Source organism: Flavobacterium sp. RSP46, assembly GCF_003984825.1.
Taxonomy (GTDB): domain Bacteria; phylum Bacteroidota; class Bacteroidia; order Flavobacteriales; family Flavobacteriaceae; genus Flavobacterium.
The window spans coordinates 435,308-450,216 of record NZ_RYDM01000001.1; the positions used below are offsets into that span (position 1 = coordinate 435,308).

The window sequence follows — 14,909 nt, forward strand, 5'->3', positions numbered from 1 at the left end:
TAGCGATTGAAAATAGCCATGCCGAAAAAATGTAGAGGTAAATTAGGGGTAAACCAAAAATAGGTTTAGAACTGTCAAATAATAGCAAAAGCGGAATATTCAATGCTAATAAGATTAACACTGAGAGTATAACCAGCTTTTGTTCATGTCTTTTTTTCATTGTAAAAAAATAAACAATCTCTGCAAAAAAATGCAGAGATTGTTTTTAAGGAATGCATTTAATTAATCGTTTTTTTCATCGTAATCTCCCATTAAGGAGAAGTACCCAAAGGCTCCCAATCCTAAAACAATTAGTGGGGTGAGTATGAATAGGATGATAATCCCGAATACTAAATCCTCTTGTTTACCGGACATAAATTTGGGCAATCCGAAAGTGAAGATGCAAAAATAGGCTGCAGCAGCTGCTAATGCAATCCAAACTAATCCTAAAATTCTTTTTATTTGATTCATAGCTGTGTTTTTTAAATGTGAGCGTTTTTGTCTTTATTTTTAATGTAAACCATTCCAATTACAAAGCTGATAGCAGCAATAACAATTGGATACCAAAGTCCTTCGAGGTAAAATTCCGGATTCCCGCCTTCTTTTGCATTTATAACAAAATAGGTTGAAATGGCAGGAAGCAGTCCTCCAAAAATTCCATTTCCTACGTGGTATGGTAACGACATAGACGTATATCTAATTTTTACAGGGAACATCTCTACAAGGAAAGCCGCAATTGGACCATATACCATTGTAACAAATATGACCTGAACGAAGACTAGAAATATTAACGACCATTCGTCAGCAGTGGAGATCTTAATAGTTGTTTTGGTGTCTACTTTTGCTTTGCCATCTACAATTACTGCCGTTCCGTTTTCTAAATGTACGGTTTTTATTTCTTGAAAAGTAGTTCCATCCGCATACTCTTTATTGGTGGTGTAAATAGAGTCCATGGTTTGCTTCTTGTTCTCTTTCAGCTCCGCGATTAGCGTTGTTTTTTCTACCATTTCCGTTTTATTGGCTATCGAGGTAGTTTCGTACATACTTTTATAAATAGGTCGGTATAATATGATGGCTAGCAACATCCCGCCCATCATGATGTATTTTCGGCCTACTTTATCACTTAACCAACCAAAAAGGATGAAAAACGGAGTACCAAGCATTAATGCAATTCCCAGTAAAGTGTCAACTTGTGACGAATCAATAGCCATTACTGTTTTCATGAAATTCATGGCATAGAATTGACCGGTGTACCAAACGACCCCTTGACCCATAGTAGCTCCAAATAAAGCTAATAAGACAAATTTCAAATTGTAACGATTTCCAAAACTCTCTTTCAATGGATTGGTACTGGTTTTTCCTTCCGCTTTTGCTTTAGCAAAAACAGGAGATTCATCCATATTTTTTCTAATTAAATAGGAAACGCCAACCATGATGATAGATACCCAGAACGGAACTCTCCATCCCCATTCGTCAAATTGCTCTGGCGTAAGGATATTTCTAGTGGCTAAAATCACCATCAAAGAGATGAATAAACCCACCGTTGCAGTAGTTTGAATCCACGAAGTCCAGTAGCCTCTTTGTCCTACAGGGGCATGCTCCGCTACGTATGTTGCGGCTCCGCCATATTCACCACCCAAAGCAAGACCTTGAAGCAAACGTAGAATTAATACTAATAAAGGAGCCATAAAACCAATGGTTTCATAACTCGGAATACAACCAATCAGGAACGTGGCTCCACCCATCAAAAGTAAGGTGACCATGAAGGTGTATTTTCGGCCAATTAAATCGCCTAATCTTCCAAAGAAAAGGGCTCCAAATGGTCTAACTACAAACCCTGCTGCAAATGTTGCCAAAGTAGATAAGAAAGCAGCTGTTGGATTATCCGAAGGGAAAAATTTAGTTGAAATTACAACTGCTAAACTTCCAAAGATGTAAAAGTCATACCATTCGATCATGGTACCCATTGAGGATGCGGAAATAACTTTCCAAATTCCTTTTGTTGATTTTTCTTTCATGTATTGTTATTTTTAAAATTGATTATAGATAAATTTGAAGTTGTACTATGAAGTCTCCTAATGATCCTGAGCGGTTTGTAAGAGAGGTGTATACGGGTCTAGTTGAATATTGTGCCGTTATTTTGGCATGGTGTCCATCTAGGAAAAAGTTAGATCCTACATCAAACTGTGTGCTTGATTGTTCCAAAGCATCAAAGTTTTTATAGGTAACAGCACCAAAAGGCTGGATACGAATTTTAGGTTTCGCTTCTTTACATGGCAATAAAACACCAGCTTGTGTGTACCAAATATTTCCAGATCCCATCGTTGGCTGTGCATTTCCAGCTCCCGCTATAGCTCTACTCCCTGTGAAATTTGGATCTACTGAGCCAATATTCATAATCCCAACATTACGCAAATAATTAGGACCAAAATCATAATCATATAGTACACTGTAAGCTGTAACTGCCATTTTGTTTTCTTTTTTTCCAATAGGCATATCAAGAAAAACATCGGCAGAGAAAAGTTTGATGTCATGTTTGTTGATAGTGCTGTTTATAGAAGTTTTTGTGGCATCAGGCGCAGTGTAAAAACCAGCGCCAATGTTGAATACTTTTTTAGTTCCTAAATAGCTACCTACTTTAAAAGGCAATACATTAGCTTCTTGATCTAAAAATTGATACTCAAAATAACCCGCTTTAGACCATTTTGTATTTCCACTGTTATCTACAGCTACGGCATTCGATGCATTCGAGGTATTTGTAGGTGTTAAATTCGTAGCATACGGTTTATTATAACTCATTCTGTATTCTAACTTACCGTATTTTCCTTTAGCGAATAAACCTACTTGTCTGGCAAACTGATCGGAGTTCTCTATTAAAGGCCAGTTAAAAACAGGGGCGTCTATGGTTAAGAAGTTTAGTGTTGAAGCCATCGTAAGTCTAGACAATCCCATGTAGTAGTGCAATCCAGCACCGAGGGTGAAACTAAATTTCTTATCTTTTTCTGGCAATACAACTGCATATTCATTCCATGCGTCATGAAAGAATAAACCCGGTTTTTTTCCGGCACCGTAGCCACCAGTACCTGAGGATCCTGCTGCACCACCGTTAATAAAAGTTTGGTTGTTGATTCCAAAATGGGTTAAGATCATGTATCTTTTGGATACTTGTGCATAAGCTAGAAAACGCAAACGTCGATTACCAATGTCGGTTGCAGTTGAAGTTGCTTCGCCACCAATCATTGTTCCTGGATTCATCTGAGAGGAACGCATCCAGATCTGGTTCCATGCAATTACACGCATGAATTTGGAACCGTCTTCGTTCAGGTTAAATTTCAATCCAGCGCCATAGTCAGTAGAGCCTTGTGAAAAACTTTTTAGCGACAATAATAATAGTACCGCTATAAAAAATATTTTTTTCATAAATAAAATTTTGGTTATTAAATGGTTGGTTAATAAAGTGCCAAATTGAGTTATTTAATTCTAGAAAAAAATTTTGATATATTTTTATGTAAAGATATATAGTTAGTCCTTGAATCGTTCCCATTTTATGAGCATAAATTTGTCTCCTAGTTCTGTAATGATCATGCCTGCCCCGGATAACAATTGTTTGTTTTTGAGGTATTCTACCAGTTCTAAGTGACTAAAAATCTTATAAGTAGGGTGGTAGTTTGCGTGCGAAGGTTTTTTGATGTTAAAGGACTTTACCCAATTGCTGATCGTAACATGTGAAACGCCAAGAATACGCTCTATTTCTCGAAAACTGAGTCCTTCCAGATACAGCTGTAAAGCCTTGGTAACATAGTAATCATCAATCTTTTTTCCTATTTTGTTAACCGTGAAAAAATACTTGCATTTTTTGCATAAATACCTTTGTTTACTGTTGATTATGCCGCTTTTTATAATCTGATTGTTTTGGCATTTAGGACAGCTTAAAATCTCCATATATATAAATTTTGCATAAATATAGTAATTTAGCAACAATTTAAAAATGAATTGTGTAAAAAAAATGGATTTATTTTGCACACTATCTGTTTTTATTGGGGAATGCTTTAATTATAAGTAGATAAATGCAGTTTTATATAAAATGGTTTTTAGAAAATAGAAATTAAATAGGTGTTGAAAATTAAATAGGGTTTGCCTCTTTGTAGTGCCTTTTTTTAGACAAAAATATCTTCGGTAGTAAATAAAAAGCGCTATTCAATCTGAAGAATAGCGCTTTTTATTGGTATTGAAATTGGTTCTAAAGGAGGAGTCTTCACCAACACCAGAAGGAATTCGGATGTTTTCTACAATTTCCTGAACTTCCTGCGGAGGTTCCGGTGTAAAACTATTGATAATAAAAGCAACAATGAAATTGGCTAGCATAGCGATTGTACCAAAACCTTCTGGAGAAATGCCAAAGCGCCCGCAGCTACCAAAGCAATAACCCAATCCGGTAAATTGGCAATTTCCGGATTTGCCAATACCATAATGTCATTGTCATTTTTTAGTTCACTTCCCTTTAATCCTTTTGCTTCAGCAGTGGCTATAAAAGCCGGATCCTTGTTGTGCAAACCAAAATCCCAGTAGAAATCCGCCCAGTTTTATGGTGTTTAATTATTCTGCAAATAGTATTCCTGCTCCAAAAGAAGAGATAAACCAGATCGCTAGTAAAATAAAGAGGTATCGTATATTTTCCTTCCAATAGGCGCTTGCGTTTTCTGGTGTTGTCATACTGTTTTTTTTAATAGATTAATTTATAAATAGATCATGGCTTGCAATGTAATGGTATTGATGGTGTTGAACGTAGCATATTTCAGAGATTGAAATTCTAACGTTAATTTTGAATTATGGCCGCTGAAATAAGCATTGGCGCCAATTCCAAATTGATTTGCAGAATCGTCTAAAACATCAATTTGACGATTGTCATAAGATACATACGGCTGGATACGGGTTTTAGATTCTCCCGGAATAACATACCCTACATGACCGTGAACTAGAGAACCGGTTTCGTATGTAGTTCCTAATCTAAAATTTTCGCCATAATCTGTTTTTTGAAACATACCATAAGCGGTTATGGCACCTCCTTTAGTGCCAACTGGGACATCGTAAAAAGCATCCAGAGCAAAAATGTTTACATTTTTACCACTTATATTTCCCGAAGCATCCGCTACGACTGCACCATTAGGATGGGAAAAAAATCCGGATCCAATATTAAATACTTTTTGTGTTCCTAAATAGGATCCTACTTTATAGGGCAAAACATTGCTTTCGGTATCAAAAAGGCTGTATTCAAAATAACCGGCAAAGGTTTTTCCGGCAGCTTTTGAACCCAATAACCTTCTGCCGGTATAGGTGGCGGCTCCATCATTAGTAGGCACAACTAATTGTTCTAAATTATTATTTGAGGCTTCATTCACAGAAACGCGATACTGTAACTTTCCAACGGTTCCTTTTGCATAAACCCCAATATGTCTGGCAAATTGATCCGATAAACCCAGCGTAGCCCAGCCTTGACGCGTATTGTCTAAGGTCATTAAGTTCAAAGTTCCTTGGTTGTTCATTCTGGAGATTCCGTTCCAATAATGCAGCCCTGCTCCCACGGCATTATTTGCGCCCACACTGTACTGTGCCCATGCATCATGAAGAAAAAATTGTGGGCCATCACCAAGTCCGGTTGGCGTCATTGAATTAGCATTTAAACTATTCAATCCAACATGGGTGACTATCAGAAAGTCTTTATTAATTTGTGCTAACAATAATACTCTGGATCTCCTAACGCTAAAATCGAGATCGCCTTGTTGGTTTCCATTGGCATCTAAAGGGCGATCCGAATTGTATTGGGACCAAATTTGAGCCCAGGAAATCACCCTTAGATATTTTGTTCCTTCGTCATTTAAATCGAATTTCATCCCAGCCCCATAATCTGGAGAACCTTGTGAAAAACCTTTTAAAGAGAAGAGCAATACGAAAGCTATCAAATACGTTTTTTTCATAATAAATTAGAATTTAAGGCGTTAAAAAATATTCTTGCAACAATGCTAAAGTCCAATTTTATATTTAGTATAAAAATATATGGTATATATATAAGTTAAATACTATAGTTTTTATTTAAATTAAAGCCTGAATGCACCGGAATGGATAAGTATGTTTGTGGTTGATGCATGCCTGACAAGAACAAAAAGGGATTGGTTTTTGACGAAGCGTATTCAATCAAAATTCTAAAAATCAATGTGTTAAATTATTTTTATTTGTAATTATATTTTTTTCAGGAATTTAACCGCTATTGGTTCAGCGGGAACAACACGATTCTTGCCTTGTTTTAAAATCAATACGATTTCTTAAATTAGGAATGCTTTTGTTGTATTAAAAAAGAGTAATAAGGGAAATGCAGTGGTTGTTTTATAAATAGTTCTCAAATAAAATTTATTAGTATCTTTCTGTTTTTTGTATTGCTTACAGAGCTTAAGCTATGTGTAACTATTTTTTTTAAAGAAGAAAAGGTTCGTGTGTATATAAATTTTGCATAACTATAGTAAATTTGCAATTATCCAAAAAACGAATTATCTAAAAAATAACATATATTTTTATATTATTCTGTTTTATATTCAGTTAATTATCTTAATAAACGACGATATAATAGATTTTTTGCTTAATAATCACATATTGACTGTATCTTGAGTTATTTTTATTTTTTAACTAAAACGATAAAACGACTAGGATTTTAATATAATTTTTGTCTTTTTGTATAAATCTAATTTATTTATCATAAATAAAAAACTGCTTTTGAAGAGGCAAATCGGATGCATCCTTTGATAGGAATCTATTCGAAACGAATACTGCCAGTTTTATAAAAGGCAATTGATGAAAATGAGTTAAAAATGATGCGCTTTATTGCAACTGTACAACGCCAATTGATTCCGATTCCGAATGAAAAAAGACAGATGTTTAAAAATATAAATGCTGTTGCCGAGTTGAACGAATTGAATACCAATTTATCCCAGTTAAAATGAAAAATTCTAATACACCAAAATTGACAATCGTAGGGGCAGGTCCCGGAGATGTAGAGTTAATTACTTTGAAAGCGATCAAAGCATTAAAAAGTGCAGCTGTTGTTTTGTATGACGCCCTTGTAAATGAGGAATTGTTACAATATGCGACGCAGGCAGAAATTATTTTTGTGGGGAAACGTTTTGGTTGTCACGCCTACAGTCAAGATCAAATTAATGAATTGATTGTATCGATGGCAAAACGTTTTGGTCATGTCGTCCGGTTGAAAGGCGGCGATCCATTTGTTTTTGGAAGAGGAAGCGAAGAGATTGAATATGCTGAAAAATTTGATTTGGAAACCGCAATTGTTCCCGGAATTTCATCGGCTTTAGGTGTCCCGGCGTCTAACGGAATCAGTTTGACACAGCGTAAAATTGCCGAAAGTTTTTGGGTAATCACCGGAACTACTTCGAATCATAAATTATCTAAAGATGTGGCTTTGGCATCGCAATCCGCGGCAACGGTGGTTATTTTGATGGGAATGAATAAATTAGACGAAATTATTTCGATTTATCAAAACAACAGAACCGATGATTTACCGGTTGCCATCATTCAGAACGGAACAAAAGACACGGAGAAAAAAGTGGTGGGAACCATCAATTCTATTGTGAAATTGGTTCAAGAACACCAACTTTCGTCACCTGCAATTATTGTCATTGGAGAAGTAGTGCGAAATGCTTCAAAACTAACGGCTTATTTTCAAGAGAAGAAAGTAGAAGATATACCTGTTTCTGATAAAGAAATAGTTGAAAACAGTACTTTTACGGGGAATAAAAATAGGTTGTAGTATAAATATCATAAAGTAACCGAGTCGAAGGTCTTAAAGGCGAAAGTCATAAAGTCCGTTGTCGATAGCGATTGTCTTTAATGATTGTCTTAAACATTTTAAAGTACAAAAATAATTAAAAAGTAGTTCGTAGTTTCTATAATTAGTCGTTATCAGATTTAACCTGAAACTTTAAACATTTAAAAAAAAATGGTTGATATCACACATAAAATAAGTACGCTTCGTACAGCAACCGCAAAGGCCACAGTAATTGTGAGTCTTCAAGCCACAATTGACGCCGTTATAAATAATCTGGTTCCCAAAGGAAACGTACTGGAAATGGCTAAAACGGCTGGTTTATTTGCCGTGAAAAACACGCATTTATCCATTCCGGATTGCCATCCTATTCCAATTGAATTTACATCGGTGGAATATGAAATTAACGAATTACGCATTGATATTATTTTCAACGTGAAAACGGTTTACAAAACCGGAGTTGAGGTAGAGGCGATGCACGGTGCTTCGATTGTGGCGCTTACGATGTATGACATGCTGAAACCAATTGACAAAAATATCGAGATTTCAACCATTAAATTAATCAGTAAGGAAGGCGGAAAATCGTCTTTCAAAAATAGATTTCCATCCGCAATTAAAGCGGCGGTTTTCGTTTGTTCCGATTCTATTTTTGCGGGAGATAAACAAGATCGTTCCGGAAAAATAATCGTTGAAAAATTGGAAATTAGCGGCGTAGAAACGACGCATTACGAAATCATACCGGATGAAATTGATGTGATTCAGGAGCGGACTAAAGCTTTTGCCAAAGAAAATCAATTAATCATTTTTACAGGAGGAACCGGGCTTTCGCCAAGAGATGTTACCCCGCAAGCACTGGAGCCTTTATTAGAAACCCGAATTCCGGGAATTGAGGAGGCCATTCGCAATTATGGACAACAACGCATGCCGTATTCCATGCTTTCCAGAACAGTCGCGGGAACTTTAGGGAATTCGTTGGTATTGGCTTTGCCAGGTTCAACCAATGGCGCAAAGGAATCCATGGATGCGATATTTCCTCATGTGTTGCATGTTTTTCATATTTTGAAAGGCAATAATCATGATATCAAATAAGGCTGTTTTATCGAATGATTTTGGATGTAAACACCACTATTTACGTATTTCTCTAATTGAGAAATGCAATTTGCGTTGCACCTATTGCATGCCGGTCGATGGAATTGTAGTACCTCCAAAAGCGAGCCTGATGACGACTGACGAAATTCAAGCAATCGCCCAAATATTCGTCAATAATGGTGTTGACAAAATAAGATTGACCGATTTCGATTCGGTTTATAGAATTCATGCCTTTTGGAGGAAATGAGTGGGACAAGAGCAAAATGGTTGCTCAAAAGGAGATTCTGGATCAGGTGTTACATCATTTCCGGCAATCCGATGTAGAGAAATTAGAAGACGATAAAAACTTCACTGCCAGAGAATTCAAAACACGAAACTATTTGGGAAGTTTTGGAATTATCAGTTCGATAGCCAATCCTTTTTGTTACAGTTGCAACAGAATTCGCCTTACGGCCAATGGGCAACTAAAAAACTGTCTGTTCTCTAACTCCGAAACAGATTTACTGACGCCTTTCAGAAATGGCGAAGCGATAGAAAACTTGATTGCTTTTGCCATTAAAAACAATAACCCCTTAACTTAATGACATTGCCCGCTCGTGCCCATAATCAAATTCTTCAATCAGTTGAATTCCTCGAGGCTTTACCTCGGGGTTAGAGAGGAAAGTTAGCAAGTCCACTATCGTTGCGCTCACATATCCGAGTCATCAGGTATATCTCCGGATTTCTATGTTTTTTAGTGAAGTTTCTATAAAGCAGAAAGAAATTTTGCAATTTCAATAATACTCTTTTCCTCTTTCAAAGAAAAGGTATTCTTTTTTAAGTAAACTGCAATTTCCTCTTTTTTCATTGGGAACAAGTCTTGAAGCTCTTTCTTGTTCTTTGGCATTGGTCTTGCTGTTTTATTTTCTAAACTTAGATAATACTCTGCATTTGTTTTAACAAATTTTGCGGGTTTAGCTTGCTGATAGCTTGTTCTGGCCTCTGTTGCTTTTTGGAGTATAATTTTATCTCTTCGGTACAAGGCGAAATAGCTTGTACCATGTAATTCAGATAGGTACCCATAAACGTCGCCTTCTTTATTTGTGTAATTTAAAAGTTTTAATTTATTTTGGTTAGAAACCATAGTGATGGTATTATATGGAGCTTTTTTTGTGAGCGAAAAGAATTGGTCACCCTCACTTTGAATCTCTAGAGTGTCTGTGACGGCATTGTATCGCACCATTAATTTTTTTGGAACATCAGAAACTTCCGCTAATTGAAAGTCTTTATTGAGGTACTGCGTGCCTTCTGTTTTTGCTAAAACAGGATTGTTTAAATCAGTGCTTCGATATAATACACCAGTTGAGTATGGGTCAATTTTATCAAGATATCCTTGAGAATAGCTATTTAAAACAATGCAGAACAGGAATAAGACGTTAACGGTTATTTTTTTCATTTTAGTTAGATTTAGGTATCCAAGCATTAATTTTATTTTCTAATATCGCTAAAGGCATTACACCGGATTCCAATACTTTTTCATGGAATTTTTTAATATCAAATTTAGCACCCATTTTTGTTTCGGCTTTTTTACGTAATTCTAGAATCTTCAACTGACCAATTTTATAGGATAAAGCCTGTCCAGGGATGGCCATATACCGCTCTATTTCTGGAATAATACTAGCTTCACTTTCGGCCTCATTTGCTAATGAATATTGGATGGCTTGCGCTCTAGTCCAGCCTTTGGAGTGCAGTCCAGTGTCAACTACTAGTCGCACTGCGCGGTGCATTTCATTGCCCAGCATTCCAAAGTATTGATACGGATCTTGATACAATCCCAGTTCTTTTCCTAAGCTTTCCGTGTACAAAGCCCAACCCTCACCATAAGCGCCAAACCAATTGAATTTTCTGAAGTCAGGAAGATTTTCGTTTTCCTGCTGCAAGGATATTTGGAAATGGTGCCCAGGAACGGCTTCATGCAAAAACAAATCTTCATCGCCGTACATATTATAATTCGCTACATCAGGTATCGGAACATAGAAAATGCCTGGGCGCGAACCATCAGCAGTTCCTTGATTGTACTCGGCGCTAGCCGTTTTTTCTCTAAAGGCTTCTGTTCTTCTGATTTCAAACTTCGTCTTGGGTTGGAGTGCGAATAATTTATCTACATTCGGTTTGATACGGGTATAAATGCTTTGAAAATTGGCTATAACCTCTTCTGGTTTTGTAAATGGTTTTAATTCTTTTTTGTTTCTAACCACCTCAAAGAATTCTAATAAAGTGCCTTTGAAACCTACTTGCGTTTTTACCTTTTCCATTTCGGCGTTCAATCGTGCGACTTCTTTTAATCCCAGTTCGTGAATTTGTTCGGGAGTCATATCAGTAGTGGTCCATTGTTTTACATACGTGGCATATAACTCTTTTCCAAAAGGCAAACTTCCTATTCCGCTGGTAGCTCTGGAAGCAGGAAGATATTCTTTATTCAGGAAATCGGCCATTTTCTTGTATTGCGGAATCAATTTGTTGTTGATGGTTGCGGTATATTTTGCGGTTAACTCGTTTTTGATTCTGTCAGGAAAAGTAGTAGGCAGGAGTATTATAGAAGAATAAAACAAATTGTCTTCGATTTTAGGTGTAGCCATTTCTGCAAATTGTGGAATCAGTTTTACCGTTAATGATTTTGGTAAAACAACCCCTTTTGCCATTCCTTTTTTCATATACACCATTGCTGAATCGATCCAGACAGCATATTTGTCCATTCTTTTTAGGAAATTGGTGTAATCTTGTTCTGTCTTAAATGGTTGTGCACCGGTTCCTCCCGCAAATTGTCCCATGGTTAGATGTGTTCCCCAAAATTGATGTACCGGCAGCAAATTTGTCGGTTGTTTTAATAAATCTTTCCCGATTTCAACTTCCCATTTGATGATTTCGTAACTGTTTTTTTCCTCTTCGGATAAGTCTTCAATATCAAATCCTTTTAAGGCAGTTTGGTATTTGTCAAAGAAAGCTTCTTGTGATTTTCTAAAACTGTCCGTCATTTCAAACTGCAGTTGGTCGTTGTATTGGTTTTGACCACTTTGGGTCGCATCCAGAGGATTCATAGCATTTTTGTCGTCAAAATAATTTTCTGTCAGACTGCTAAAGTCTTGTTTTTTTTCTTCCGATTTACAATTAAGTAGCAATAATGAAGTGGTTACGGAAAGTAAAAGAGTGGTTATTTTTTTCATAATTATATTTGGTAATAGATTGAGCTAATTTATTGTTTTTTTTTCAAATTCAAATGTAAGGATAGTTTTTCGTTTGTAAAAATATCTTTATTTGTCATAAAATTTAGTTAACGCGCCATCGTACAGTTTGTTTTTAGTAGATTTCTACTAAATTTACTTTTTTAATTAATCACACCTAAATGAGAAAAAAATCCTTTTTTATTTTGTTAGTTATCGGAAATATGCTAACAATTGAAGCACAAGAAAAACAAGAAAACACTAGTATGAATCCATTTTTTCAGGCTTACGACACGCCGTTTAATGTGCCGCCTTTCGATAAAATTAAAAACGAACATTTTAAGCCCGCGATTTTAGAGGGAATTAGTGCCCATCAAGCGGAGGTTAATGCTGTTGCAAATAATACGCAACCCGCTACTTTTGAGAATACGATTCTTGCCATGGAAAATGCAGGGGAATTATTATCGAATGTGAATACGGTTTTTTCTAATCTGAATTCGGCGAATACCAATAAAGAGATTCAGAATATTGCCAAAGAAATGGCACCAAATCTTTCCGCGCACAGAGATAATATTTACCTGAACGAGAAATTATTCGCAAAAGTAAAAACGCTTTGGGACAAAAAAGAAACTTTGGGACTGAATTTAGAACAGGCTAAAATTTTGGATAATGCGTACAAAGATTTCGTTCGTAGTGGAGCCAATTTATCAAATGCTGACAAGGAAATATTGCGTAAAATAAACGGAGATCTTTCGCTGACCAGTTTAAAGTATGGACAGAATATTTTGGCGGAGACTAATTCATACGAGTTGGTTGTTCATACCAAAAAAGATTTGTCCGGATTGCCACAAGGATTAATTGATGCCGCAGCTGTTGATGCCAAAGCAAAAGGCAAAGAAGGAAAATGGGTTTTTACCCTTTCTAATTCCAGTGTGATGCCATTTCTGCAATACAGTTCTAATCGAGAATTGCGCAAGCAAATTTGGAATGCCTACCAGACTAGAGGTAATCAAGATAATGAATTTGACAATAAAAAGAATGCAATAGCATTAGCAAATCTTCGTGGGCAAAAAGCACGATTATTAGGGTATAAATCACATTCCAATTATGTCTTGGAAGAATCAATGGCTAAAACTCCCGAAAATGTGAATAAGCTATTGAATGATTTGTGGAAACCAGCTTTGGAAATTGCTAAAACGGAAGCCGCCGATATTCAGAAAATGATGGCTAAAGAAGGAATTAAAGGTGCCGTACAGCCGTATGACTGGAGGTATTACACGGAGAAAATTAGAAAAGAACGTTTTGATTTAGACGAAGAAGAATTAAAGCCGTATTTCAGTTTAGAAAATGTTAGAAAAGGCGTTTTTCAAGTAACCGAAAAGCTTTACGGGCTTCAGTTTAAAGTATTGACGGATGTTCCAAAATACCATGAAGATGTTACCGTTTGGGAAGTGACTGAGAAAGACGGAACCCATTTGGGTGTTTTATACATGGACTTTCATCCGCGTGAATCCAAACGAGGCGGTGCATGGATGACCTCGTACAGAACTCAAAAAACGGTTGACGGAAAACGCGTGGCTCCAGTAGTTTCTATTGTTTGTAATTTTACTAAACCATCAGAGAATGCCCCAGCACTTTTGACATTTGATGAGGTTACGACTTTCTTTCACGAGTTTGGACATTCTTTACACGGAATGCTGTCTAATGTGACTTATAAAAGTTTAGCAGGAACAAGTGTTCCAAGAGATTTTGTAGAACTTCCTTCTCAAATTATGGAGAATTGGGCAGCTGAACCAGAGGTCTTAAAAATGTATGCAAAGCATTATAAAACTGGGGAAGTGATTCCAGAAACATTGGTGAATAAATTAAAAAAAGCAGGGACTTTTGACCAAGGTTTTACTACAACAGAATATCTAGCAGCTTCTTTATTGGATTTAGAATACCATTCTCAAACCAAAGACATTACCGTTGATGCAAACGCTTTCGAAAAAGCAGCAATGACAAAAATTGGTTTGATTGCATCTATTATTCCAAGATACCGAAGTACGTATTTCAGTCATATATTCTCTGGAGGATATTCTTCCGGATATTACAGTTATATATGGTCAGGAGTTTTAGATACGGATGCTTTTGAAGCGTTCAAAACAACTACTTTGTTCAATCCTGAAAAAGCCAAATTATTCCGTGAGAATGTTTTGGAAAAAGGAGGGACAGAAGATCCGATGGTTTTGTACAAACGTTTCCGCGGTGCGGAGCCAAGTATTGAACCGCTGTTGAGAAAACGTGGTTTGGACAAAAAAGAAGAAGTATTTAAAAAGATAAAAGGATAAAATAATTTTGTTCTAAAGCAAAAACCCTACAATACAAATAATGTGTTGTAGGGTTTTTTATTTTCCTTCAAAAAAGGCTTATCCGTGATACACTCTGGAAGCAATTATTTTACCTTCTCTGATATCTAATACTTCTGCTACCAGTAAATCTTCTTCACCGGCTACCGTTCGTATGTATTCCATAAAAACGCGGTCACCATTTGCGGTAAGCGATTTTACATTGTAATTCAAACTCGGCAAACGTTCAAAAGTATCTTTCCACCATTCTCGCAAGGCTTCTTTGCCGGTGACAAAACCGTTGCTTTCGGGTTTGAATATTTTTAGTTTTGGACTAAAATGCACAGCATCGTCATCATACAAAGACAATAGTTTTTCTAATTCTTTATTGTTGAAAGTTTCAAACCATTTAAAAGCTATAGATTGTAATTTTTCTGGCATCATACTAATTTTAATTTGCATTTTTAATTAAAAAAATCCCGT

At 36.2% G+C, this 14,909-nt stretch carries 15 protein-coding genes and 2 pseudogenes; 6 read left to right on the plus strand and 11 right to left on the minus strand.

Features of this window, described 5'->3' with window-relative positions:
• Nucleotides 1–222: 222 nt before the first annotated feature.
• The 8 genes and pseudogenes from EKM01_RS01955 to EKM01_RS01985 all read right to left on the minus strand — a co-directional run bounded on the left by EKM01_RS01955 (nt 223) and on the right by EKM01_RS01985 (nt 5,954).
• The gene (locus EKM01_RS01955; protein WP_126453866.1) at nt 223–450 is read right to left on the minus strand and encodes a DUF6814 family protein; all 228 of its coding nucleotides are present in this window, start codon (nt 448–450) and stop codon (nt 223–225) included.
• Nucleotides 451–461: 11 nt separating this feature from the next.
• Nucleotides 462–1,997, minus strand: a complete 1,536-nt coding sequence (locus tag EKM01_RS01960; RefSeq protein WP_126458370.1) for an MFS transporter — start codon at nt 1,995–1,997, stop codon at nt 462–464.
• A 22-nt stretch (nt 1,998–2,019) separates the two neighbouring features.
• A complete protein-coding gene (locus EKM01_RS01965) occupies nt 2,020–3,399 on the minus strand; it encodes a porin (protein ID WP_126766564.1) in 1,380 nt (459 codons plus the stop codon).
• A 102-nt stretch (nt 3,400–3,501) separates the two neighbouring features.
• The gene (locus EKM01_RS01970; RefSeq protein ID WP_126453860.1) at nt 3,502–3,921 is read right to left on the minus strand and encodes a helix-turn-helix domain-containing protein; all 420 of its coding nucleotides are present in this window, start codon (nt 3,919–3,921) and stop codon (nt 3,502–3,504) included.
• A 255-nt stretch (nt 3,922–4,176) separates the two neighbouring features.
• Nucleotides 4,177–4,380 (minus strand): annotated as a pseudogene (locus EKM01_RS14620) (hypothetical protein); the annotation flags it as partial.
• A complete protein-coding gene (locus tag EKM01_RS14625; RefSeq protein WP_199749395.1) occupies nt 4,338–4,532 on the minus strand; it encodes a hypothetical protein in 195 nt (64 codons plus the stop codon). The pseudogene EKM01_RS14620 and the gene EKM01_RS14625, both read right to left, overlap by 43 nt.
• Nucleotides 4,516–4,692: pseudogene (locus EKM01_RS01980) on the minus strand (DUF4212 domain-containing protein); the annotation flags it as partial. The pseudogene EKM01_RS01980 and the gene EKM01_RS14625, both read right to left, overlap by 17 nt.
• A gap of 23 nt (nt 4,693–4,715) precedes the next feature.
• The gene (locus tag EKM01_RS01985; protein WP_126766569.1) at nt 4,716–5,954 is read right to left on the minus strand and encodes a hypothetical protein; all 1,239 of its coding nucleotides are present in this window, start codon (nt 5,952–5,954) and stop codon (nt 4,716–4,718) included.
• 885 nt (nt 5,955–6,839) lie between these two features.
• Between EKM01_RS01985 and EKM01_RS14895 the strand changes: the two genes are divergently transcribed.
• The 5 genes from EKM01_RS14895 to EKM01_RS14700 all read left to right on the plus strand — a co-directional run bounded on the left by EKM01_RS14895 (nt 6,840) and on the right by EKM01_RS14700 (nt 9,480).
• Entirely contained in the window at nt 6,840–6,971 is a 132-nt protein-coding gene (locus tag EKM01_RS14895) for a hypothetical protein (RefSeq protein WP_255416412.1), read from the plus strand.
• The gene (cobA, locus tag EKM01_RS01990; protein WP_126766572.1) at nt 6,968–7,795 is read left to right on the plus strand and encodes a uroporphyrinogen-III C-methyltransferase; all 828 of its coding nucleotides are present in this window, start codon (nt 6,968–6,970) and stop codon (nt 7,793–7,795) included. Before EKM01_RS14895 ends, cobA begins: the two co-directional genes overlap by 4 nt.
• Nucleotides 7,796–7,984: 189 nt before the next feature.
• A complete protein-coding gene (moaCB, locus tag EKM01_RS01995; RefSeq protein WP_126561234.1) occupies nt 7,985–8,899 on the plus strand; it encodes a bifunctional molybdenum cofactor biosynthesis protein MoaC/MoaB in 915 nt (304 codons plus the stop codon).
• Complete coding sequence (locus tag EKM01_RS14695; RefSeq protein WP_233584045.1) at nt 8,886–9,146, plus strand: hypothetical protein; 261 nt, start codon at nt 8,886–8,888, stop codon at nt 9,144–9,146. Before moaCB ends, EKM01_RS14695 begins: the two co-directional genes overlap by 14 nt.
• Complete coding sequence (locus tag EKM01_RS14700) at nt 9,127–9,480, plus strand: hypothetical protein (RefSeq protein ID WP_233584046.1); 354 nt, start codon at nt 9,127–9,129, stop codon at nt 9,478–9,480. Before EKM01_RS14695 ends, EKM01_RS14700 begins: the two co-directional genes overlap by 20 nt.
• 164 nt (nt 9,481–9,644) lie before the next feature.
• Here the strand turns inward: EKM01_RS14700 and EKM01_RS02005 are convergent, their stop codons facing one another.
• Complete coding sequence (locus EKM01_RS02005) at nt 9,645–10,334, minus strand: hypothetical protein (RefSeq protein WP_126739806.1); 690 nt, start codon at nt 10,332–10,334, stop codon at nt 9,645–9,647.
• A 1-nt stretch (nt 10,335) separates the two neighbouring features.
• Nucleotides 10,336–12,102, minus strand: a complete 1,767-nt coding sequence (locus EKM01_RS02010; protein ID WP_126766575.1) for a DUF885 family protein — start codon at nt 12,100–12,102, stop codon at nt 10,336–10,338.
• Nucleotides 12,103–12,281: 179 nt separating this feature from the next.
• Here EKM01_RS02010 and EKM01_RS02015 point away from each other — a divergent pair, with 179 nt between their 5' ends.
• The gene (locus EKM01_RS02015; protein ID WP_126766579.1) at nt 12,282–14,429 is read left to right on the plus strand and encodes a M3 family metallopeptidase; all 2,148 of its coding nucleotides are present in this window, start codon (nt 12,282–12,284) and stop codon (nt 14,427–14,429) included.
• Nucleotides 14,430–14,507: 78 nt separating this feature from the next.
• On the opposite strand, the gene EKM01_RS02020 is transcribed toward EKM01_RS02015, so the two are convergent.
• Nucleotides 14,508–14,888, minus strand: a complete 381-nt coding sequence (locus EKM01_RS02020) for a nuclear transport factor 2 family protein (RefSeq protein ID WP_231507426.1) — start codon at nt 14,886–14,888, stop codon at nt 14,508–14,510.
• Nucleotides 14,889–14,909: the final 21 nt, after the last annotated feature.

What these genes read in the sequence shown, in the direction of transcription:
- EKM01_RS01960 (WP_126458370.1), bottom strand. Translation starts at nt 1,997, where the DNA reads ATGAAAGAAAAATCAACAAAAGGAATTTGGAAAGTTATTTCCGCATCC.
- EKM01_RS01965 (WP_126766564.1), bottom strand. Translation starts at nt 3,399, where the DNA reads ATGAAAAAAATATTTTTTATAGCGGTACTATTATTATTGTCGCTAAAA.
- moaCB (WP_126561234.1), top strand. Translation starts at nt 7,985, where the DNA reads ATGGTTGATATCACACATAAAATAAGTACGCTTCGTACAGCAACCGCA.
- EKM01_RS01985 (WP_126766569.1), bottom strand. Translation starts at nt 5,954, where the DNA reads ATGAAAAAAACGTATTTGATAGCTTTCGTATTGCTCTTCTCTTTAAAA.
- EKM01_RS14695 (WP_233584045.1), top strand. Translation starts at nt 8,886, where the DNA reads ATGATATCAAATAAGGCTGTTTTATCGAATGATTTTGGATGTAAACAC.
- EKM01_RS01970 (WP_126453860.1), bottom strand. Translation starts at nt 3,921, where the DNA reads ATGGAGATTTTAAGCTGTCCTAAATGCCAAAACAATCAGATTATAAAA.
- EKM01_RS02010 (WP_126766575.1), bottom strand. Translation starts at nt 12,102, where the DNA reads ATGAAAAAAATAACCACTCTTTTACTTTCCGTAACCACTTCATTATTG.
- EKM01_RS02005 (WP_126739806.1), bottom strand. Translation starts at nt 10,334, where the DNA reads ATGAAAAAAATAACCGTTAACGTCTTATTCCTGTTCTGCATTGTTTTA.
- EKM01_RS14895 (WP_255416412.1), top strand. Translation starts at nt 6,840, where the DNA reads ATGATGCGCTTTATTGCAACTGTACAACGCCAATTGATTCCGATTCCG.
- EKM01_RS01955 (WP_126453866.1), bottom strand. Translation starts at nt 450, where the DNA reads ATGAATCAAATAAAAAGAATTTTAGGATTAGTTTGGATTGCATTAGCA.
- cobA (WP_126766572.1), top strand. Translation starts at nt 6,968, where the DNA reads ATGAAAAATTCTAATACACCAAAATTGACAATCGTAGGGGCAGGTCCC.
- EKM01_RS02015 (WP_126766579.1), top strand. Translation starts at nt 12,282, where the DNA reads ATGAGAAAAAAATCCTTTTTTATTTTGTTAGTTATCGGAAATATGCTA.
- EKM01_RS02020 (WP_231507426.1), bottom strand. Translation starts at nt 14,888, where the DNA reads ATGCAAATTAAAATTAGTATGATGCCAGAAAAATTACAATCTATAGCT.
- EKM01_RS14700 (WP_233584046.1), top strand. Translation starts at nt 9,127, where the DNA reads ATGCCTTTTGGAGGAAATGAGTGGGACAAGAGCAAAATGGTTGCTCAA.